This is a genomic window from Streptomyces sp. ISL-99, from assembly GCF_018614005.1.
Lineage (GTDB): Bacteria > Actinomycetota > Actinomycetes > Streptomycetales > Streptomycetaceae > Streptomyces > Streptomyces flavidovirens.
Map to the genome: position 1 here is coordinate 1 of NZ_JAGGPC010000031.1, position 19,092 is coordinate 19,092.

Sequence of the window (19,092 nt, forward strand, 5' to 3'; positions counted from 1 at the left end):
GTGCGAGGAGTGGTACGAGCGGGCCGCCGAGCAGGGTCACCGCCGCGCGCAGGTGCGCGTCGGCATGCTCGCCGCGGGCCGGGGCGACCTGGAGGGCGCCGCGCGCTGGTACCGGGAGGCCGCCGAGGCGGGCAGCCGCAACGGCGCCTTCAACCTCGGTCTGCTGCTGGCCCGCGAGGGCAGCGAGCCGGAGGCCGCCCTGTGGTGGTCCCGCGCCGCGCACGCGGGCCACGGCCGCGCCGCGCTGCGCCTCGCGCTGCTCGCCGCCCGCCACGGCGAGCTGGACGAGGGCGAGCGGTGGTGCGCGCGGGCCGTCGAGCTCGGACCGGCCGAGGTCGCCGAGCGCGCCGCGCGCCTGCGCGAGGCGCTGCACCAGGAGCTCACCGCGTAGACCGCGTGGGGCAGCGGGTACTGGCGGATCGTTTCTTCACCGCGTACGGGAACGGATTTGCGCTGGTCGGCGGTGCGACGTACAGTCGTGTTTACCGACGCGGGGTGGAGCAGCTCGGTAGCTCGCTGGGCTCATAACCCAGAGGTCGCAGGTTCAAATCCTGTCCCCGCTACTGAAGAAGTAGCCGAAGGCCCGGATCTCGAAAGAGATCCGGGCCCTCGTCGTATACGGACACGGGTGCGCGCACCCGTACGTACGTGAAAGGGCCTGGTACCGGAATCCGGTGCCGGGCCCTTTCATGTACCGCGTGGCGGCGTCAGGCGGAGGCGCAGTTGGGGCACGTGCCCCGGTAGGTCACCTCTACGTCCGAGATCGTGAAGCCGAAGCGCTCGGAGTTCGGCAGGTCCGTGAGCGGATTGCCGACCGGGTGTACGTCGCGTATGGCGCCGCACTGCGCGCACACCAGGTGCTGATGCGGGCGGTGGGCGTTCGGGTCGTACCGCTTCGCCCGGCGGTCCGTGGACACCTCGATCACCTCGCCGAGGGACACCATCTCGCCCAGCGTGTTGTACACGGTCGCCCGGGAGATCTCGGGCAGCTTCGCCACGGCGCGCGCGTGCACCTCGTCGGCGGTCAGGTGGATGTGGTCCCCGTCGAGGACTTCGGCCACGACGCGCCGCTGAGCGGTCATACGCCAGCCGCGTCCGCGCAGTCGTTCCAACAGGTCACTCATGCGGTCCAGCCTAACAGTGAGGGGACCCTGGTCCCGAATGGGTGTGTCTTTGGATGTCTGCTTGACTTAGACAAAGTCCATTGTAGGATCGGGAGCGGCAAACGCCAAGGGACAGGACTTGCAGGTATGACGCAGGAGGCGCACGTGACGCAGGGACCGCTTACCACGGAGGCCGGCGCGCCGGTCGCCGACAACCAGAACAGCGAGACCGCTGGCGTAGGCGGCCCCGTTCTGGTTCAGGACCAGGCGCTGCTTGAGAAGCTCGCCCACTTCAACCGTGAGCGCATCCCGGAGCGCATCGTTCACGCCCGCGGCGCCGGTGCGTACGGCACCTTCACCGTGACCCGTGACGTCTCGCAGTGGACGCGCGCGAAGTTCCTCTCCGAGGTCGGCAAGAAGACCGAGACCTTCCTGCGCTTCTCCACCGTCGCGGGCAACCTCGGCTCCGCGGACGCGGTGCGCGACCCCCGCGGTTTCGCGCTGAAGTTCTACACGGAGGAGGGGAACTACGACCTCGTCGGGAACAACACGCCCGTCTTCTTCATCAAGGACGCCATCAAGTTCCCCGACTTCATCCACACCCAGAAGCGCGACCCGTACACCGGCTCGCAGGAAGCCGACAACGTGTGGGACTTCTGGGGCCTGAGCCCCGAGTCGACGCACCAGGTGACCTGGCTGTTCGGTGACCGCGGCATCCCGGCGACGCTGCGCCACATGAACGGGTACGGCTCGCACACGTACCAGTGGAACAACGAGGCCGGCGAGGTCTTCTGGGTCAAGTACCACTTCAAGACCGACCAGGGCATCAAGAACCTCACCACCGACGAGGCCAACCGCCTCTCCGGCGTCGACCCCGACTCGCACCAGCGCGACCTGCGCGAGGCCATCGAGCGCGGCGAGTTCCCGTCCTGGACCGTGCAGGTGCAGATCATGCCGGCGGCCGAGGCGGCGACGTACCGCTTCAACCCGTTCGACCTGACCAAGGTCTGGCCGCACGCGGACTACCCGCCGATCGAGATCGGCAAGCTGGAGCTCAACCGCAACCCGGAGAACATCTTCGCCGAGGTCGAGCAGTCGATCTTCAGCCCCGCGCACTTCGTGCCGGGCATCGGCCCGTCCCCCGACAAGATGCTCCAGGGCCGCCTCTTCGCGTACGGCGACGCCCACCGCTACCGCGTCGGCATCAACGCCGACCACCTGCCGGTGAACCGCCCGCACGCCACCGAGGCGCGGACGAACTCCCGTGACGGCTACCTGTACGACGGCCGCCACAAGGGCACCAAGAACTACGAGCCCAACAGCTTCGGCGGCCCCGCCCAGACCAACCGGCCGCTGTGGGAGTCCGTCCCGGTCACCGGTGGTACGGGCAACCACGAGGCCCCGCGTCACGCCGAGGACGACGACTTCGTCCAGGCGGGGAACCTCTACCGCCTGATGTCCGAGGACGAGAAGGGCCGTCTCATCGACAACCTGGCCCAGTTCATCTCCAAGGTGTCGCGCGACGACATCGCGGAGCGCGCCGTCAACAACTTCCGTCAGGCCGACGGTGACTTCGGCAAGCGGCTGGAAGCCGCGGTCCAGGCCCTGCGCGGCTAGTACGGACCGCTTGTCGTAGGCGGAGGGCCGGATTCCCCCAGGGGAGTCCGGCCTTCCTTCGCGCTCAGCCCACGAGGGAGGCGGTCTGCCGGCGGCGGCTCGGTGCCCAGCAGCGGATGATGTCGCGTACGGAGACGACGCCCACGGGGCCTTCGCCGTCCAGCACGATCAGGTGCCGGAAGCCGCCGTGCGCCATGGCGTCGGCGGCGTCCTCCAGGGTCCAGGACGGCGCCGCGAAGACGACGTCGGTGGTGGTGTGGGTGCCGGCCGTCTCCAGGTCGGGGTCCTGGCCCGACCCGACGGAGATGAGGATGTCGCGTTCGGTCAGAATGCCGAGTCCGCCGGCGTCGGTGTCGAGGACGACGGCCGCCCCGACGCGGCGCTCCGCCATCAGACGGGCTGCCTGGCGGAGCGTATGGGCGGGGCCGATGGTGAGGACCACCGTGCTCATGGCGTCACGGACGAGCATGGACGGAGCCACCTCCTTGGTGAAGCGGGCGTCGAGCGATACGAGAACCGATTCACAAGTTCACAAGTGGGGGGACTCACAGAGTGACAGCCGGACGGGAAGGCAACAAGGGGGCGTGGGAGGGTGTCTGCGGCGATCACACGCCCCCGCGCGCCGGTTTCCGGCGCACGGGGGGCCGCAGGCGGCTAGCCGCGCAGGTAGTTCAGCATCTCCTCGTGGAGCAGGCCGTTGGACGCCGCCGCGTTGCCGCCGTGAGGGCCCGTCACCCCTTCGAGGGAGGTGAAGACGCCGCCCGCCTCCTGGACGATGATCGCGTTCGCGGCCATGTCCCAGAGCGAGAGCTCAGGCTCCGCGCAGATGTCCACCGCGCCCTCGGCGACCATCATGTACGGCCAGAAGTCGCCGTATCCGCGCGTCCGCCAGCAGTCGCGGGTCAGGTCCAGGAAGCCGTCGAGCCGGCCCCGCTCCTCCCAGCCGCTGAGCGAGGAGTACGCGAAGGACGCGTTCGCGATCTCGTTGACCTTGGAGACGTGGATGCGGGTCGCCGAGGTGAGGCTGCGTCCCGTGTACGCTCCGGCGCCCTTCGCCGCCCACCAGCGGCGGCCCAGCGCGGGTGCGGACACGACGCCCATCACGGGCTGGAAGCCGTGCTCGCCCGCCTCCATGAGTGAGATCAGCGTCGCCCAGACCGGCACACCGCGCACGTAGTTCTTCGTGCCGTCGATCGGGTCGACCACCCAGCGGCGCGGGCCCGTGCCCTGGAGCCCGTACTCCTCGCCCAGAACGGCGTCACGCGGCCTGCCGCGGTGCAGATGGCTGCGGATCAGCTCCTCGGCGGCCTTGTCGGCCTCCGTCACCGGCGTCATGTCCGGTTTGGTCTCGACCTTGAGATCCAGAGCCTTGAAGCGCTCCATCGTCGTGGCGTCCGCGGCATCCGCGAGAACATGGGCAAAGCGCAGATCATCGTGATAGTCGGGCATGACTGAACAGTATCGACCGCGTTGTGCCCGAACCACACGGTCTCGCTGTGCGGGCCCGGTCCTCCGTCCGTACGCTCCCTACGCCACGGCGCGCGGGCCATTGACAGGGCCCGGCGGCGCGTCAACTCTGAGACCGGAGCAGCCGGGGAGGCAACGCGATGCCCACAGCGCGAGAGGCCTTGTTGGACGCCGCCCTCACCGCGCTCGCACCCCGGCCGTGGTCCGGGGTGCGGATGGTCGGCGTGGCCGCGGCGGCCGGTGTCTCGCGGCAGACCCTCTACAACGAGTTCGGCAGCAAGGACGGCCTCGCCCGCGCGCTGGTGCGCCGTGAGGCCGGCGGTTATCTGGCGGGCGTCGAGCGGGTGCTGGCCGGCGGGACGGCCGAATGGACAGCGGCGAGGCCGGCCGACCGGCCGGGTAACGGGACCGCCGATCCGGCGGCCGCGCGGACGCCGGGCGTCCATGACCGGCTCGTGGCCGTCGCCGAGTGGACCGTCGGCGCCGCCCGCACCAGTCCGCTCGTCCGCGCCCTGCTCACCGGCTGCTGGGGCGAGCGGCTGCCCGCGCCCCGCCCCGCGAGGTACGCCCTCAGCGTCTCGGTGTCCCCGGTGCCCGCCCAGCGCCGGGCCGACGACGGCTCACCGGGGCCCGCCGAGCTGGTCGCGGCGGTACGGGACAGGGCGCTCGCCGCGCTCGGGATTGGACGTACGAAGGCGGAGGCGGCGGACATCGCGCACCGCTGTGAGCTGACCGTCCGTCTCGCTCTCTCGTACGTCGTCGCACCCACGGCGTCGGCGGACGACTTCGCGCGGCTGCTGCGGACCGCTCTCGGCGGGGCGCGTCACGGAGGGGCGGGTCACGGCGGGCCGGGGCGCGGCGTCAGTGGGCCGAGCCCGAGAGCTGGAGCCCGATGACGCCGATGATCACCAACGAGATCGAGACCAGTTTCAGCGTCGAGACCACATCGCCGAGGAAGACCATCCCGTAGATCGCGGTGCCGGCGGCGCCGATGCCGGTCCACACCGCGTACGCCGGTCCCACGTCGAGCTTCTTCAGCGCGAGCGTCAGCAGGCCGAAGCTGCCCAGCGCGAACGCGGCGAAGGCGACCGTCGGCCAGAGCCGGGTGAACCCGTGGGACAGCTTCAGGCACACGGCGAAGCCGGTCTCCAGCAGTCCTGCCACGATCACCAGCAGCCACGCCATGGTCGGTCGCCTCCCCGCGTCGGTGACTGCTTCGTCTGACTCGGTGCGATTATGCACTTACCAGACGTCAGCAGGCGTAAACGTGACGCGGTCAGTCGCCTTCGCGCCGCTCCCGCGTGGCCAGAAGCCGGCGCAGCGAGTCCAGCCTGGCCGGGTCGGCGTGACCGTCGGCCGCCCACTGGTCGAGCGCGCACTCCGCCTCGTCGTGGCTGCAGCCGCGCGGGCAGCCCTCCGTCCCCGGCTCCAGGTCCGGGAAGGCGAGGATGACGCGCGACGGGTCCACGTGGTTCAGCCCGAAGGAACGGACGCCGGGGGTGTCGATCACCCAGCCGGGCACGCCCGTGAGCGGCAGCGCGAGCGCCGAGGTGGTGGTGTGCCGGCCGCGGCCCGTGACCGCGTTGACGACGCCGGTCGTACGCCAGAGGTCCTTCGGTACCAGCGTGTTGACCAAGGTCGTCTTGCCGACGCCCGAGTGGCCGACGAAAGCCGTCACCTTGTCCTCCAGGTGCTTGCGCACCAGCTCGGTCGCCGCGCCGTTCTCCAGCTCCTCGCGGCTGGTCACGATGTAGGGGACGCCGAGGGGTCGGTAAGCGTTCAGGAGGGTGTCCGCCGGGGCCAGGTCCGCCTTGGTCAGCACGAGGAGTGGCGTGAGCCCGGCGTCGTACGCCGCGACCAGGCAGCGGTCGATCATGCGCGGGCGCGGCTCGGGGTCGGCCAGCGCGGTGACGATCGCCAGCTGGTCGGCGTTGGCGACGACCACCCGCTCGAACGGGTCGTCGTCGTCGGCGGTACGGCGCAGCACCGAGCGGCGCGGCTCGACCCGGACGATGCGGGCCAGGGTGTCCTTGTCGCCCGTCAGGTCGCCGACGATGGCGACCTGGTCGCCCACGACGACGGACTTGCGGCCCAGCTCGCGGGCCTTCATCGCGATCACCGTGCGGTCGTCGACGAGGCAGGTGATGCGGCCCCGGTCGACGGTCACGACGAAGCCTTCGACGGCGTCCTCGTGCTTGGGGCGGGTATGGGTGCGAGGCCGGTTGCCCTTGGGGTTCGGGCGGGTCCGGATGTCGTCTTCGTCGGGGTTCTTGCCGTAGCGGCGCATGTCGTCAGGCCCCGTCAGTTTCCGTCGAGCATTCCGGTCCACATCTGCGGGAAGTCGGGCAGTGTCTTGGCGGTCGTGGCCACGTTCTCGATCTGTACGTCCTTGACGGCGAGGCCGATGATCGCGCCCGCGGTCGCCATGCGGTGGTCGTGGTACGTGTGGAACGTCCCGCCGTGCAGGCGGCGCGGCCGGATGCGCAGCCCGTCCTCGGTCTCGGTGACATCGCCGCCGAGGGCGTTGATCTCCCTGGTGAGGGCGGCCAGCCGGTCGGTCTCGTGCAGCCGCAGGTGCGCGACGCCGCGCAGGACGGACTCGGAGTCGGCCAGGGCCGCGACCGCCGCGATGCCGGGGGTCAGCTCACCGACGTCACCCAGATCCACGTCGATGCCGTGGACGGTGCCCGTACCGGTGAAGGTGAGGCCCTGCTCGGTGAGCTCGCAGGAACCGCCCATCTCGGTGAAGATCTCACGCAGCGCGTCGCCCGGCTGGGTGGTGCGCTCGGGCCAGTCGGGGATGGTGACGCGGCCGCCGGTGATCAGCGCGGCGGCGAGGAACGGCTGCGCGTTGGACAGGTCCGGCTCGATGGTCAGGTCGCGGCCGAGCAGGGCGCCGGGGGAGACCCGCCAGACGTTGGGCTCACCGCCGGACTCGGGGGTGTCCACCTGGGCGCCGACCGCGCGCAGCATGTCTACGGTCATCAGGATGTGCGGCATGGAGGGGAGGGTGGCGCCGGTGTGACGTACCTCCACGCCCTGGTTGAAGCGCGGGGCGGACAGCAGGAGCGCGCTCACGAACTGGGAAGACGAGGACGCGTCGATGTCGACCGCTCCGCCATCCAGTGCGCCGCTGCCGTGCACGGTCAGCGGGAGCGCGCCGCGGCCGTCGTCGTCGATACGGGCGCCGAGGGTGCGCAGCGCATCGATGACCGCGCCGAGCGGGCGTTCGTACGAACGGGGATCGCCGTCGAAACGGACCTCGCCGTCGGCGAGCGCCGCGACGGGCGGCAGGAAGCGCATCACCGTGCCCGCGTTGCCGACGTCGACCGTGGCCGGGCCGTGCAGACCCGCCGGGATGACGCGCCAGGCCTCGCCGGAACCGTCGAGCTCGCCCGTGGCGGACGAGCTGGACGACACGGTCTCCTCGATGCCGACGCCCATCGCGCGCAGCGCGTCGGCCATCAGCAGGGTGTCGCGGGAGCGCAGCGGGTGGCGCAGCCATCCGGGCTCGGCGGCGAGGGCGGCCAGGACGAGAGCGCGGTTGGTGACCGATTTCGATCCGGGCACGGTGACGGTCGCGTCGACGGCTTCGCCCGCGCGCGGGGCGGGCCAGAGGGCGGGGTGCACGGGGCTTTCGGTCATGGCCATCACTTTAATGGCTCCCGGCGAACCCGGATCTTGATCAAATGTGGCGAAACCCGGGCGTAACTCAGTGATGCTCGTGCGCTGCGCCCAGTAACGGCGGTTTCACAGCCCGAGCAGCCAGCGGCCGCCGCCCAGCAGCGCGCAGACCGACACCGTGTGGAAGAACAACAGCCACACAAGGGCCGGTACGTGCGTGAGCCGCGACAACTGGTCGGCGTCCGAGTCCGGGGCGCCGCCGTGACGGCGCTTCGACTGGAGCTCGAAGGCGGGCCGGATGCCACCGATGAGCATGAACCAGACGGCGGCGTACGCGAAGGCCGCCTGCACCTGCGGGGTCGTCAGCCAGGAGATGAGGAGGAAGGCGGCGCCGGTGACGATCACGGTCAGGGCGCCGTACGCGTTGCGGATCATCACCAGCATCGCGAGCAACAGGGCAGTCGCGATCCAGAGGAAGAGCGTGATGTGGTTGGCGGCGAGCAGCCAGGCGCCGCCGATGCCCAGGAGGGAGGGGGCGGTGTATCCCGCGGCGGCCGTGAGGATCATGCCGATGCCGGTCGGCTTGCCCCGGCTGACGGTCAGGCCACTGGTGTCGGAGTGGAGACGTATGCCGTCCAGGCTGCGGCCCGTGAGCAGGGCGATCAGGCCGTGGCCGCCCTCGTGGGCGATGGTGATGGCGTTGCGCGTCAGACGCCAGACGGTGCGCGGGACTACGACGGCGAGTGCGGCGAAGGCCGTTGCGATCACGAGCCACTGGTCGGGATCGGGCTGCGTACCGAAGATGCGGTCCCACAGATCGCCGAGCTGGGTGCTGTCCATTTTCCGGGCGGCTCCTTGAGGTGCGGGCAGTCGTGGCAGTCTGGCACTTATGTGCGGACGGTATGCAGCGAGCCGGAGGCCCGAGGATCTCGTCGGGCTGTTCGATGTGCAGAAGTGGGAGCCCAAGGAGGCGCTCGCCCCGGACTGGAACGTGGCGCCCACGAAGGAGGTGCACGTCGTACTTGTGCGTCCTGTGAAGGACGCACAGGACAAGCAACCGGTTCGGCAGCTGAGAAAGCTGAAGTGGGGGCTCGTGCCCTCGTGGGCGAAGTCACCCGAGGGCGGGGCACGGATGATCAACGCGCGGGTGGAGACGGTGCACGAGAAGCCGTCGTTCCGGCGGCTGTTCGTCTCGCGGCGCTGCCTCATTCCGGCCGACGGTTACTACGAGTGGGTCACCGGGGCCGGCGAGCGGCAGCTGGAGGAGCAGGGGAAGAAGAAGCGGCCGCGAAAGCAGCCGTACTTCGTGACGCCGGCGGACGGGTCGGTCATGGCGATGGCGGGACTCTACGACTTCTGGCGCGACCGGACGCTGCCGGAGGGACATCCGCAGGCGTGGTGGGTGACGTGCACCGTCATCACCACCGAGGCGGAGAAGTCACCGCTGGCTGTCGCGCCGGCCGCCGGGCCGGGATCGCTGGCCGACATCCACCCCCGGATGCCGCTGATGCTGACGCCGGACCGGTGGGACGCGTGGCTGGACCCGGCCCGTACGGACATCGAGGCCGTACAGGAGCTGGCGGCGCCGCCGCCGGGCGGGCTGATGCGGGCTTATCCCGTGACCACCGCTGTGAGCAACGTGCGCAACAACGGGCCGGAGCTGCTGGAGGAGCTGGCGGCGCCGGAGGTGGAGACGCTGTTCTGAGGTGGCGCGTGCGTGCGGGATGCGGGGGCGGCGGTGATTGAGCACACCGCGCCGCAGGCGCAGGATGGGTGCCGTGACGCACAGCGAGACGGTTGAGACGGATGTCGGGCAGGCGCGCATCACCTGGGCCGAGGCCGCGGCGCCCTGGGCCGTGCTGGCCGTGAGCCACGGCGCGGGCGGCGGGATCGGGGCGCGCGACCTTCAGGGGCTCGCGGCCGCGCTGCCCGCGCGTGGAGTGAGTGTTGCCCTGGTGGAGCAGCCCTGGCGGGTGGCGGGGAAGAAGGTCGCCCCCGCGCCCAAGACCCTGGACGCCGGATGGCGCGGGCTGTGGCCCGCCCTGCTCCGTCCCGGGCTGCCGGTCGTGGCCGGCGGTCGCAGCGCCGGCGCGCGGGTGGCCTGCCGTACCGCCGCCGAACTGGGCGCGCACGCCGTGCTCGCCCTCAGCTTCCCGCTGCACCCGCCCGGCCGTCCCGAGAAGTCCCGGGCGGACGAGCTGCTGGGCGCCGGTGTCCCCACCCTGGTCGTACAGGGCGGAAACGATCCTTTCGGGAAGCCCGAGGAGTTCCCCGACGGGGCGTACGACCTCGTGGAGGTGCCGTACGGGGATCACGGGTTCGCCGTACCGAAGAAGGCCGGAACCACCCCGGAGGAGGTCGTCGGGACGATCACGGACGCCGTGGGGAACTGGATCGACGGGCTGCGGGAATGATGAGCGCCCCACCTCTGTTATTGCGTGCGTCGACATACACCGCACGTACGTGGAGAGGGAGTCCGTCGCATGGGATCGACCATCTGCCCGAGCCGCTCGAACACCGCTGACCTGGAGTGGACGGTGCTCAGTGCGGCCAAGGCCGCCCCTCGTCGGGCGGCGGCCGGGCAGGATCGTCGTCTATCCTCCGATTCGAGCGGGTCCGCATTCGGCCCCGCCACGGCGTTGGAGGAGGTGGGTCCGGTCACTGGGACCGACACAGGGACCGACGACGGCCAGGCGGCGGAGGAGAGCACCGCCGAGCGCAACGCGCGTTTCGAGCGCGACGCGCTGGGTTTCCTCGACCAGATGTACTCGGCCGCGCTGCGCATGACGCGCAATCCGGCCGACGCGGAGGACCTGGTGCAGGAGACGTATGCCAAGGCGTACGGGTCCTTCCACCAGTTCCGTGAAGGTACGAATCTGAAGGCGTGGCTTTACCGCATTCTGACGAACACCTTCATCAATACGTACCGGAAGAAGCAGCGGGAACCCCAGCGCAGTGGCGCCGAGGAAATCGAGGACTGGCAGCTCGCGCGCGCCGAGTCGCACATGTCGACCGGCCTGCGTTCCGCCGAGTCGCAGGCGCTCGACCACCTGCCCGACTCGGACGTCAAGTCCGCGCTGCAGGCCATCCCCGAGGAGTTCCGCATCGCGGTCTACCTCGCGGATGTAGAGGGCTTTGCGTACAAGGAGATCGCGGACATCATGGGAACACCCATCGGTACGGTGATGTCCCGGCTGCACCGGGGCCGCCGCCAGCTGCGCGGCATGCTTGAGGACTACGCACGTGAGCGCGGGCTGGTCCCGGCCGGTGCCGGCGAGTCGAACAACGGGAAAGGTTCGGGCTCATGAGCTGCGGAGAGCCGCACGAGACTGACTGCTCTGAGGTCCTGGATCATCTCTACGAGTTCCTCGACCACGAGATGCCCGACAGCGACTGCACCAAGTTCGAGGTGCACTTCGAGGAGTGCTCCCCGTGCCTGGAGAAGTACGGCCTCGAACAGGCCGTGAAGAAGCTGGTGAAGCGCTGCTGCGGCAGTGACGACGTACCGGCCGACCTGCGATCCAAGGTCATGGGCCGTATCGACCTGATCCGGTCGGGGCAGGCCGTGCCCGAGCAGGACGTGACGGCCACGACGGCCGCCGACCTGCCGGCCGCCGCCAACGAGGCGTAGCCTCCCCGCTCACCCCGCTCCTCCCTCCCTCACCGCTTGTGGCGAAGTCGGCCGATTATCACTCGAAGGTGCTAATCGGCCGCTTCGTCGTCTCCGGCTCCGCCCAACTCGCTAGCCTGGCGCACGAATTGTGGCGGGCGTACCGGGACAACAGGAGCGAAGCCGGTGAGAGCTCTATCAGTAACGGCGCGTGCGTACATTCTGTGTGCGCTGGTCGCGGCCGTCTGCTGCGCGCTCCCCGCTCTGCGGCCGGGCGCCGGCACCCCCTGGACGACCACCGCGCTGCTCGCCGCCCCCTACGCCGCGTGCGAGCTGCTCGGGCGGCGGCCGTTCCTCGTGAGCGCGGTGCGGGTCGGCGCGGGCTCCTTCTTCCCGGTGCTGTTCGCCGCCGTACTGCTGCTGCCGCCGTCGGCCGCCGCGCTCGTCGCCGTACCCGGCGCGCTCGTCGGCCATGTCGAGCGGCGCCCGCGCGCGGTACGGCGGGCCTGGCGGGCGGCGCAGCTCGCGCTCGCCGCGTGGGCCGCGGCGCACGTCTGCACGTTCCTGGACGGCGGTGCGTCGCTGGGGGGCGGGGCGGTCGGTGCGGCGCCTGATTTTCCGTACGTCCTGCTGCCCGCCGGGGCCGCCGTCCTCGCCTTCTGCCTGGTCCTGACCGCCCTCGACGGCGGCATCCTCTGCACCGCCGAGCGGCTGCCCGTGCGTACCGCGTGGCGGGGGCTGCTGCTGCGGTCGGTGGCGCCGCACTGTGTGCACGGGCTGGCCGGGCTGATGATGGCGGTGCTGTGGCGCAGTCCGTACGGGGCGCTCGCCGCGCTCTTCGTCCTTCTGCCCATGTACATCTCCTGCTGGGTCTTCGCGCAGTACCACCGCGAGCGCGCCGCCCACCAGGCGACCATCCGCGCCCTCGTGCAGGCGGTCGACATCAAGGACCAGTACACGCGCGGGCACAGCGAACGGGTCGGCCGCGCTTCGGTGATGATCGCGCGCGAGATCGGCATGGACGAGGAGCGCGTCGAGGTCCTGCGCTTCGCCGGCATCCTGCACGACGTCGGCAAGCTCGGCGTCCCCACGCGGCTGCTCCGCAAGGACGGGCCGCTGACCCCCGAGGAGCGGCGGATCATCGAGCTGCATCCCGAGTACGGGCACGAAATGGTCCGGGGCATCGGCTTTCTCGGGGAGGCGCGGGCGGCGATCCTGCACCATCACGAGCGGCTCGACGGGAGCGGTTATCCGTACGGGCTGGCGGGTGGCCAGATTCCGGAGTTCGCGCGGGTTGTCGCCGTGGCGGACGCGTTCGACGCGATGACGTCGACGCGGTCGTACCGGCGGGCGCGGCCGGTGGGGACGGCGCTGCGCGAGCTGGAGCGGTGCGCCGGAACGCAGTTCGATCCGCGGATGGTGGAGGCGCTCACCCGGGCGCTGGCCCGCCAGGGCTGGCACCACCGGGTCACTTCGGACGAACAGTCCGACCCCAGAGGAAACGTCCCGCCACCGCGTGGGATCGACGGGTCCTGCGGCCCTGTTCCGGGCGGGGACGCCGTCCCCCCGGTCGCTGCCGCGCGGTCCCACGACCCGGGCCGGCCCACATGAGCCCCGCCCCGGCGCCCGGGCCGAAGGGGTGTCCTGCGGAGCCTTTCCCGGGTAGGGGAAAACCCCCTCCGTCCGTGGAGCGTGGCGCGTGAGGGGGCCGGTGTTTGCCCTCGTGCTCGTGTACGGCGCCGCCGTCGTCCTCACCGTCTACGCCCTCGGCGACACCCTCTGGTACGGGATCACCGAACCCGGTATCGCGCTCGCCTTCGGTGCGCTCATCCTCCTCGGTGAGCTTTCCCGGTGGGGCGTACCGGGGGCGGCCCCCTCCGCCCTGCCCGCCGAGCGCGAGCCCGCGCCGCTCGGCGCCGCCGGGGCCCTCGCGTACGCCCTGCTCGGCCAGATAGCCGGGCAGCCCACCACCCACGGCGCCCTCCAGGTCGTCGCCGTCGTCGTCGCAGCCGCCCTCGCCGGCGCCGTGCCGCACATCGCCGCCGGGCACGGGCCCGCCCTCGACCACGTCGCCCGCCGCGTCCTCACCGTCGCGTTCGCCGCCGTCTGTTTTCAGCCGCTCTACAACTCCGGGCTGTGGGGGAAGTGGGTCGGCCACGGGCCGTACCACGCGCTCCTTCTCCTGCTTCTCCTCGTGCTCACCGCTTTGTGCGACGCCGTCCTCGCCGCCACCATGGCCCGCGCCCGCACCGGCTACCCGTACGGACCGCTTCTCCGCGACGAGCTGCGGGCGCTGCTCGGGATCGGCTCCGCCGTCTGTGCCACCGGCGCCGTCATGGCGCTCGGCGTCGCCGTCGCCGGGCTGTGGGCCCTGCCCGTCTTCTGCGTGCCCCTGCTGCTCACGCAGCTGTCCTTCCGCCGGTACGCCGCCGTCCGTACGACGTACCGCCAGACCATCACCTCACTCGCCCGCGCCACCGAGATCGCCGGTTACACCCCCCATGGCCACGCCCGCCGCGTCGCGCTGCTCAGCCGCGCCGTCGGGCGTGAGCTGGGGCTCTCCGAGCCCGACCTCACCGTCCTGGAGTACGCGGCGCTGATGCACGACATCGGACAGCTGTCACTCCTCGACCCCGTCCCGGCCGGGGCCACCGCCTCGCTCCCGCCCGCCGAACAGCGGCGTATCGCCCTGCTGGGGGGAGCGGTCGTACGCCAGACCGGAGTCCCCGCCGAGGTCGCGGTGGTCGTGGAGCGGCAGGCGGACCCGTACCGGGAGCAGCCGCTTTCCGCACGTATCGTCCGCGCCGTCAATGCATACGACGATCTGTCGGGGGAAAGCGGAGGTGGACTGGGCGGGCCGCTCAGCGCCCTGGAACAGCTGCGTCTGGGCACCGGCCGCGACTATCAGCCCGAGGTCGTGGAATCCCTGGCGCGTGTCCTGTCACGGGGCGGTCTGACCCCGTCCCCACCTGGGTAACCCATGGGTAATGAGCGGCCCTCCGACCCGGCATGGTTGGATGCGAAGAAGAGGAACAAGAGGGCGTCCGGGGGGACTGACCTTCAGCGACCGGCAGGCGGGACAGGCGGGAATCGTGAAGATCTTCGGGAAGGTACGGCATCGGCCATCCGCCTCGTGGCGGCAGGCCACCGACCGCGCGTTCACGCTGATCGGTGACGGTCGGTACGAGGACGCGGGAGCGCTGCTGACACGCGCGGCGGACCTCGAACCCTGGTTGTCGGAGTCCTGGTTCAACCTCGCGCTGCTGCACAAGTTCCGGCACGACTGGGAGCAGGCGCGCTCCGCCGGCCTGCGCGCCGTCGCGCTCCTCGACCGTGAGACGGGCGCTCCCGACTGGTGGAACGTCGGCATCGCGGCCACCGCGCTCCAGGACTGGCCGCTGGCCCGCCGCGCCTGGCAGGCGTACGGCCTGAAGGTCCCCGGCGAGCCCACCGAGAGCGGCGAGCCCCATGGCATGGAGCTGGGCAGCGCCGCCGTCCGCCTCTCGCCCGAGGGCGAGGCCGAGGTGGTGTGGGGCCGCAGGCTCGACCCGGCCCGGATCGAGGTGCTCTCGATCCCGCTGCCGTCCTCCGGGCGTCGCTGGGGCGAGGTCGTCCTGCACGACGGCGTACCGCACGGTGAGCGCGTCACCGCCGCGGGCCCGTCCTTCCCCGTCTTCGACGAGATCGAGCTGTGGGCGCCGTCGCCCGTGCCGACCTGGGTGGTTCTCCTTGAGGCGGCCACCGAGGCCGACCGGGACGCCCTGGAGCGGCTGGCGGCCGACGCGGGGTTCGCCGCCGAGGACTGGTCGTCGTCCGTACGGCTGCTCTGCCGCTCCTGCTCCGAGTCGCAGATGCCCAGCGACGAGGGCGACGGTGAGCACCTCGACCCGCACGACCACAGCGAACCGGGCCACCCCGGTCCGCTCGGGCACCGCACGGCCGGCGCCGGTGAGCTGTGGCTGCCGGAGCGCGAGTGCGGCATCGCGGCGCCCGCCGGACTGGTGCGCGGGCTGCTCGACGGGTGGGTCGCCGACAACCCCGACAGCCGCGAGTGGCGGGATCTCGAAGAAGTCTGCTGAGAGGTCCGCCGGAGCCTGCCCGTAGGCTGTACGGGCATCGGATCCGGTATTTCCGGGTTCCTGGGTTCTTTGGGTTTGAGGAAGGCGTACGGCGGACATGGCGCAGCAGGAGACGGACCAGCAGGTCATCAACGACGGGTTCGTCGTGGACACGGAGAACACCGAGGAGCGCGAGCGGGCGTACCGCGAGCGTGGCACCGCCCGCCCCATCACCGTTGTCGGGAATCCGGTCCTCCACAAGGAGTGCAAGGACGTCACGGAGTTCGACGACAAGCTCGCCGCGCTGATCGACGACATGTTCGCCAGCCAGCGCGCGGCCGAGGGTGTCGGCCTGGCCGCCAACCAGATCGGTGTCGACCTCAAGGTCTTCGTCTACGACTGCCCGGACGACGACGGCGTACGCCACGTCGGCGTGGTCTGCAACCCGGTCCTCCAGGAGCTTCCGCAGGACCGGCGCAACCTCGACGAGGCCAATGAGGGCTGCCTGTCCGTCCCGACGGCGTACGCCGAACTGGGCCGCCCCGACTACGCGGTGGTGCACGGCCAGGACGCCCAGGGCAAGCCGATCAAGGTGCGTGGCACCGGTTACTTCGCGCGGTGCCTCCAGCACGAGACGGACCACCTGTACGGTTACCTGTACATCGACCGCCTGTCGAAGCGCGACCGCAAGGACGCGCTGAAGCAGATGGCCGAGGGCGCGCCGCGCTACGAGACCGTTCCGAACGACTGATTTCCCCGCCGTTGCCGCCGTCGCCGTGGGGCGATTGCCATTGGTCCGACAAATGACCAGGGCAGTCGCCCTGTTGACGCGCGTGCGCGGCGGCGTCAGTCTCGGGCGTGCCCCCGCTCCTCCGCTCCTCGGTATGGAGGTCCCATGCTCCGACGCACGGCGAGATCCGTCCTGTCGCTTGTCATGTTCATGGTCGCCGCATTGGCCGGTACGGTCGCCACCGCGAGCACCGCGCACGCCGACGGCTGCTACACCTGGACCCGCACCCTCTCCCAGGGAGCCACCGGAGCCGACGTCACCCAGCTCCAGATACGACTCGGCGGCTACCCCGGCTACGGCGCGGTGCTCGCCATCGACGGCGACTACGGCCCCGCGACCACAGCCGCCGTCAAGCGCTTCCAGTCCGCGTACGGGATGGCCTCCGACGGCGTCGCGGGAAGCGCCACCTTCAGCAAGCTCTACGCCCTCCAGGACGACGACTGCACGCCCGTCCACTTCAGCTACGCCGAGCTGAACGACTGCAACAGCACCTGGGAGGGCGGCGCGGTGAGCGCGGCCACCGCCAAGTCCAACGCCCTGCGCACCATGTGGAAGCTCGAAGCGCTACGGCACGCGCTCGGCGACCAGCCGATCACCGTCACCAGCGGTTTCCGCTCGCACGTGTGCAACGACGCAGTCGGCGGAGCATCGAGCAGCCGCCACCTGTACGGCGACGCCGCCGACCTGGGGGCCGGCCCGCACTCCCTGTGCACCCTGGCCAAGCAGGCCCGTAACCACGGCTTCAACGGCATCCTCGGCCCCGGCTATCCCGGCCACAGCGACCACACCCACGTGGACCACCGCGCGAGCCGCTACTGGTCCGCGTCGAGCTGCGGCGTCTCCTGACCCGTCCGGTCCCGAGGCCTTCCGGGGCGGCCGGCGCCAGGCCCTACGCGGCCACCGACGGCCCCCGGAAGGTGCGGCGGTACGCGTTCGGCGTCGTCCCCAGTGACCGTACGAACTGATGGCGCAGCGCCGCCGCGTTCCCGAAGCCCGCGCGGCCCGCGATCGCGTCCACCGTGTCGTCGGTCGCCTCCAGCAACTCCTGCGCCAGCAGCACCCGCTGCCGCAGCAGCCAGCGGTACGGCGTCGTGCCCGTCTCCTGGAGGAAGCGCCGCGCGAACGTACGGGGCGACATGTGGGCCCGGTCCGCGAGCTGCTCCACGGTCATCTCCTGGTCCAGGTGCCGCTCCATCCAGGCCAGCACGCCGCCCACCGTGTCGCAGCGCACGTGCGTCAGCGGACGCTCGATGTACTGCGCCTGGCCGCCGTCGCGGTGCGGCGGTACGACCATGCGGCGGGCGATGGTGTTGGCGACCTCCGAGCCGTGCTCCTGCCGGACGAGATGCAGGCAGGCGTCGATCCCGGCGGCGGTCCCGGCCGACGTGATGACCGGACCCTCGTCGACGTACAGCACATCGGGCTCCACCTTCGCGCGCGGATGGCGGCGGGCCAGCTCGTCGGAGTGCCGCCAGTGGGTCGTGCACCGGCGCCCGTCCAGCAGCCCCGCGGCCCCGAGCACGAACGCGCCCGAGCAGACGCTGAGCACCCGCGCCCCACGGTCGACGGCCCGGCGCAGGGCGTCGAGGAGCGGCTCGGGGTAGGTGCGGGCCTCGCAGTGCTGGTCGGCGGGGACGGCGATGAGATCGGCGCTCTCCAGCCGGTCGAGCCCGTGCGGTACGGAGATGGAGAAGGCGGCGGAGCGGGCGGCGAGCGGGCCGGGCTCGGCGGCGCAGACAGCGAAGTCGTAGACCGGCAGCCCCTGATCGCTCCGGTCGATTCCGAACACCTCGCATATGACGCCCAGTTCGAAGGGGTTGACTCCGTCGACGAGCGCCACGGCCACGTTTTTCAGCATGCGAGCAGTGTGGCAGCAATTCGAGGTTCCATGACAGTCCTGCCACTGACTTTTCTGGACCGCGAAGACCAGAGTGGACGTCATGGAAACCTTCTTGAACTACCTCGCAGTCCTCGTCCTCTTCGTACTCCTCACCCTCCCGTCGTTCATCGGCCACGCCCGGGAACGCCGCATCGACCGGCAGCTCAGGCAGGCCGAGAACCCCCGCCCGCGTCAGCCCGAAACGGCCCGCAGCGCGCCCGGCCGGCGGCCGGTGAGGCGGTCCATCGCGGCGGACGTGCTGTCGTCGGCCGGGAGGTGAACGATCAACCGCTGGTCGTCGTCGGCGGGCAGTTCGAGCGTCTCGTACGCCAGCCTCGACCAGTACGTATGTTGCCTGCCGTATCCGAAGGTCGGGGGCCGCTTTACCGCAAACGCGCGGTGGAAGATCACCCCGGTGGAGACCTGTCTTTCGCGAGAACCAGGCGGTGGCTGTGGAAGACCTGGCGGTCAAGGGACTCGCCCGCACGCGTCTGGCCAAATCCGTGCACGATGCCGGATGGTCCGCGTTCGTCGCGATGCTGGAGTACAAGGGCCGCGCTGTACGGGCGCAAGTTTTCCGCATCGGACGCTTCGAGCCCACCTCTCAGGTCTGCTCGGCCTGCGGCGTCAAGAACGGCCCCAAGCCCCTGCACGTACGTGTATGGACCTGCGGGGCTTGCGGGGCTTGCGGGGCTGCCCTGGACAGAGACATCAGCGCGGCGGTCAATGTCGCCAAGGCCGCCGGACTGGCGGTGTCAGCCTGTGGAGCGCAGGTAAGACCGGGGCTCGTCCCCGGCACAGCGCGGCGAAGCAGGAACCCCGACGGCACCCTCAAGAACCCCGAAGAGCCCAATGGCGCCGCGAAGGTCCTGCTCGACCAGCTGTACTGGTGGGGCACGGTCCTCCACGACGCCAGGCGCGAGCGCCCGATGGCGCTCTGAGGC

The 19,092-nt window shown here is 71.0% G+C and carries 20 protein-coding genes, 1 tRNA gene and 2 pseudogenes; 14 read left to right on the plus strand and 9 right to left on the minus strand.

Annotated elements, in window-relative coordinates; all coding sequences use genetic code 11:
• Positions 1–391: pseudogene (locus tag J7E91_RS19595) on the plus strand (sel1 repeat family protein); the annotation flags it as partial.
• 98 nt (positions 392–489) lie between these two features.
• A tRNA-Met gene (locus tag J7E91_RS19600) sits at positions 490–563 on the plus strand.
• Positions 564–707: 144 nt separating this feature from the next.
• Here the strand turns inward: J7E91_RS19600 and J7E91_RS19605 are convergent.
• On the minus strand, positions 708–1,124 hold the full coding sequence (locus J7E91_RS19605; protein ID WP_214906506.1) for a Fur family transcriptional regulator: 417 nt from the start codon (positions 1,122–1,124) through the stop codon (positions 708–710).
• 126 nt (positions 1,125–1,250) lie between these two features.
• Here J7E91_RS19605 and J7E91_RS19610 point away from each other — a divergent pair, with 126 nt between their 5' ends.
• Positions 1,251–2,720 (plus strand): catalase, encoded by a 1,470-nt coding sequence (locus J7E91_RS19610; RefSeq protein ID WP_251015950.1) that lies wholly within the window; start codon positions 1,251–1,253, stop codon positions 2,718–2,720.
• A 64-nt stretch (positions 2,721–2,784) separates the two neighbouring features.
• On the opposite strand, the gene J7E91_RS19615 is transcribed toward J7E91_RS19610, so the two are convergent.
• Complete coding sequence (locus J7E91_RS19615; RefSeq protein ID WP_214906517.1) at positions 2,785–3,189, minus strand: cyclic nucleotide-binding/CBS domain-containing protein; 405 nt, start codon at positions 3,187–3,189, stop codon at positions 2,785–2,787.
• Between the two features lie 185 nt (positions 3,190–3,374).
• A complete protein-coding gene (gene hisN / locus J7E91_RS19620; protein WP_214906519.1) occupies positions 3,375–4,169 on the minus strand; it encodes a histidinol-phosphatase in 795 nt (264 codons plus the stop codon).
• A 158-nt stretch (positions 4,170–4,327) separates the two neighbouring features.
• On the opposite strand from hisN, the gene J7E91_RS19625 reads away from it, so the two are divergent.
• On the plus strand, positions 4,328–5,083 hold the full coding sequence (locus J7E91_RS19625) for a TetR/AcrR family transcriptional regulator (protein ID WP_214906521.1): 756 nt from the start codon (positions 4,328–4,330) through the stop codon (positions 5,081–5,083).
• Here J7E91_RS19625 and J7E91_RS19630 read toward each other — a convergent pair.
• The 4 genes from J7E91_RS19630 to J7E91_RS19645 all read right to left on the minus strand — a co-directional run bounded on the left by J7E91_RS19630 (position 5,049) and on the right by J7E91_RS19645 (position 8,651).
• On the minus strand, positions 5,049–5,372 hold the full coding sequence (locus J7E91_RS19630; RefSeq protein WP_028811751.1) for a multidrug efflux SMR transporter: 324 nt from the start codon (positions 5,370–5,372) through the stop codon (positions 5,049–5,051). The two genes, J7E91_RS19625 and J7E91_RS19630, sit on opposite strands and share 35 nt — an antisense overlap.
• A gap of 91 nt (positions 5,373–5,463) precedes the next feature.
• The gene (gene rsgA, locus J7E91_RS19635; protein ID WP_214906523.1) at positions 5,464–6,474 is read right to left on the minus strand and encodes a ribosome small subunit-dependent GTPase A; all 1,011 of its coding nucleotides are present in this window, start codon (positions 6,472–6,474) and stop codon (positions 5,464–5,466) included.
• Positions 6,475–6,488: 14 nt separating this feature from the next.
• Positions 6,489–7,832 (minus strand): 3-phosphoshikimate 1-carboxyvinyltransferase, encoded by a 1,344-nt coding sequence (gene aroA, locus J7E91_RS19640; protein WP_214906524.1) that lies wholly within the window; start codon positions 7,830–7,832, stop codon positions 6,489–6,491.
• A gap of 105 nt (positions 7,833–7,937) precedes the next feature.
• Complete coding sequence (locus J7E91_RS19645; RefSeq protein WP_214906526.1) at positions 7,938–8,651, minus strand: M50 family metallopeptidase; 714 nt, start codon at positions 8,649–8,651, stop codon at positions 7,938–7,940.
• Positions 8,652–8,700: 49 nt separating this feature from the next.
• Between J7E91_RS19645 and J7E91_RS19650 the strand changes: the two genes are divergently transcribed.
• The 9 genes from J7E91_RS19650 (at position 8,701) to J7E91_RS19690 (ending at position 17,115) form a co-directional block, all read left to right on the plus strand.
• The gene (locus J7E91_RS19650; protein WP_214906534.1) at positions 8,701–9,516 is read left to right on the plus strand and encodes an SOS response-associated peptidase; all 816 of its coding nucleotides are present in this window, start codon (positions 8,701–8,703) and stop codon (positions 9,514–9,516) included.
• Positions 9,517–9,580: 64 nt separating this feature from the next.
• Positions 9,581–10,225 carry an alpha/beta family hydrolase gene (locus J7E91_RS19655; RefSeq protein ID WP_214906536.1) on the plus strand — a complete coding sequence of 215 codons (645 nt, stop codon included), beginning with the start codon at positions 9,581–9,583 and terminating at the stop codon, positions 10,223–10,225.
• A 234-nt stretch (positions 10,226–10,459) separates the two neighbouring features.
• A complete protein-coding gene (locus J7E91_RS19660; RefSeq protein ID WP_214906647.1) occupies positions 10,460–11,119 on the plus strand; it encodes a sigma-70 family RNA polymerase sigma factor in 660 nt (219 codons plus the stop codon).
• Complete coding sequence (gene rsrA / locus J7E91_RS19665; protein ID WP_214906538.1) at positions 11,116–11,442, plus strand: mycothiol system anti-sigma-R factor; 327 nt, start codon at positions 11,116–11,118, stop codon at positions 11,440–11,442. Before J7E91_RS19660 ends, rsrA begins: the two co-directional genes overlap by 4 nt.
• Positions 11,443–11,607: 165 nt before the next feature.
• Complete coding sequence (locus J7E91_RS19670; RefSeq protein ID WP_214906540.1) at positions 11,608–13,032, plus strand: HD-GYP domain-containing protein; 1,425 nt, start codon at positions 11,608–11,610, stop codon at positions 13,030–13,032.
• Positions 13,033–13,120: 88 nt separating this feature from the next.
• The gene (locus J7E91_RS19675) at positions 13,121–14,398 is read left to right on the plus strand and encodes an HD domain-containing protein (RefSeq protein WP_308376796.1); all 1,278 of its coding nucleotides are present in this window, start codon (positions 13,121–13,123) and stop codon (positions 14,396–14,398) included.
• 115 nt (positions 14,399–14,513) lie between these two features.
• Complete coding sequence (locus J7E91_RS19680) at positions 14,514–15,500, plus strand: hypothetical protein (RefSeq protein WP_028811741.1); 987 nt, start codon at positions 14,514–14,516, stop codon at positions 15,498–15,500.
• Between the two features lie 97 nt (positions 15,501–15,597).
• Positions 15,598–16,230, plus strand: a complete 633-nt coding sequence (def, locus tag J7E91_RS19685; protein WP_214906541.1) for a peptide deformylase — start codon at positions 15,598–15,600, stop codon at positions 16,228–16,230.
• A gap of 144 nt (positions 16,231–16,374) precedes the next feature.
• Complete coding sequence (locus J7E91_RS19690; RefSeq protein WP_214906543.1) at positions 16,375–17,115, plus strand: D-Ala-D-Ala carboxypeptidase family metallohydrolase; 741 nt, start codon at positions 16,375–16,377, stop codon at positions 17,113–17,115.
• A 43-nt stretch (positions 17,116–17,158) separates the two neighbouring features.
• On the opposite strand, the gene J7E91_RS19695 is transcribed toward J7E91_RS19690, so the two are convergent.
• Positions 17,159–18,127 carry a helix-turn-helix domain-containing protein gene (locus tag J7E91_RS19695; protein ID WP_214906545.1) on the minus strand — a complete coding sequence of 323 codons (969 nt, stop codon included), beginning with the start codon at positions 18,125–18,127 and terminating at the stop codon, positions 17,159–17,161.
• A 213-nt stretch (positions 18,128–18,340) separates the two neighbouring features.
• A pseudogene (locus J7E91_RS37345) lies at positions 18,341–18,484 on the minus strand (transcriptional regulator); the annotation flags it as partial.
• Between the two features lie 110 nt (positions 18,485–18,594).
• On the opposite strand from J7E91_RS37345, the gene J7E91_RS36075 reads away from it, so the two are divergent.
• A complete protein-coding gene (locus J7E91_RS36075; protein ID WP_308376797.1) occupies positions 18,595–19,089 on the plus strand; it encodes a transposase in 495 nt (164 codons plus the stop codon).
• Positions 19,090–19,092 lie beyond the last annotated feature (3 nt).

Bases quoted from the DNA above. Each gene is read 5' to 3' on its own strand.
- J7E91_RS19605 (WP_214906506.1), bottom strand. From the start codon at position 1,124: ATGAGTGACCTGTTGGAACGACTGCGCGGACGCGGCTGGCGTATGACC.
- J7E91_RS19610 (WP_251015950.1), top strand. From the start codon at position 1,251: ATGACGCAGGAGGCGCACGTGACGCAGGGACCGCTTACCACGGAGGCC.
- J7E91_RS19615 (WP_214906517.1), bottom strand. From the start codon at position 3,189: ATGCTCGTCCGTGACGCCATGAGCACGGTGGTCCTCACCATCGGCCCC.
- hisN (WP_214906519.1), bottom strand. From the start codon at position 4,169: ATGCCCGACTATCACGATGATCTGCGCTTTGCCCATGTTCTCGCGGAT.
- J7E91_RS19625 (WP_214906521.1), top strand. From the start codon at position 4,328: ATGCCCACAGCGCGAGAGGCCTTGTTGGACGCCGCCCTCACCGCGCTC.
- J7E91_RS19630 (WP_028811751.1), bottom strand. From the start codon at position 5,372: ATGGCGTGGCTGCTGGTGATCGTGGCAGGACTGCTGGAGACCGGCTTC.
- rsgA (WP_214906523.1), bottom strand. From the start codon at position 6,474: ATGCGCCGCTACGGCAAGAACCCCGACGAAGACGACATCCGGACCCGC.
- aroA (WP_214906524.1), bottom strand. From the start codon at position 7,832: ATGACCGAAAGCCCCGTGCACCCCGCCCTCTGGCCCGCCCCGCGCGCG.
- J7E91_RS19645 (WP_214906526.1), bottom strand. From the start codon at position 8,651: ATGGACAGCACCCAGCTCGGCGATCTGTGGGACCGCATCTTCGGTACG.
- J7E91_RS19650 (WP_214906534.1), top strand. From the start codon at position 8,701: ATGTGCGGACGGTATGCAGCGAGCCGGAGGCCCGAGGATCTCGTCGGG.
- J7E91_RS19655 (WP_214906536.1), top strand. From the start codon at position 9,581: ATGGGTGCCGTGACGCACAGCGAGACGGTTGAGACGGATGTCGGGCAG.
- rsrA (WP_214906538.1), top strand. From the start codon at position 11,116: ATGAGCTGCGGAGAGCCGCACGAGACTGACTGCTCTGAGGTCCTGGAT.
- def (WP_214906541.1), top strand. From the start codon at position 15,598: ATGGCGCAGCAGGAGACGGACCAGCAGGTCATCAACGACGGGTTCGTC.
- J7E91_RS19690 (WP_214906543.1), top strand. From the start codon at position 16,375: ATGCTCCGACGCACGGCGAGATCCGTCCTGTCGCTTGTCATGTTCATG.
- J7E91_RS19695 (WP_214906545.1), bottom strand. From the start codon at position 18,127: ATGCTGAAAAACGTGGCCGTGGCGCTCGTCGACGGAGTCAACCCCTTC.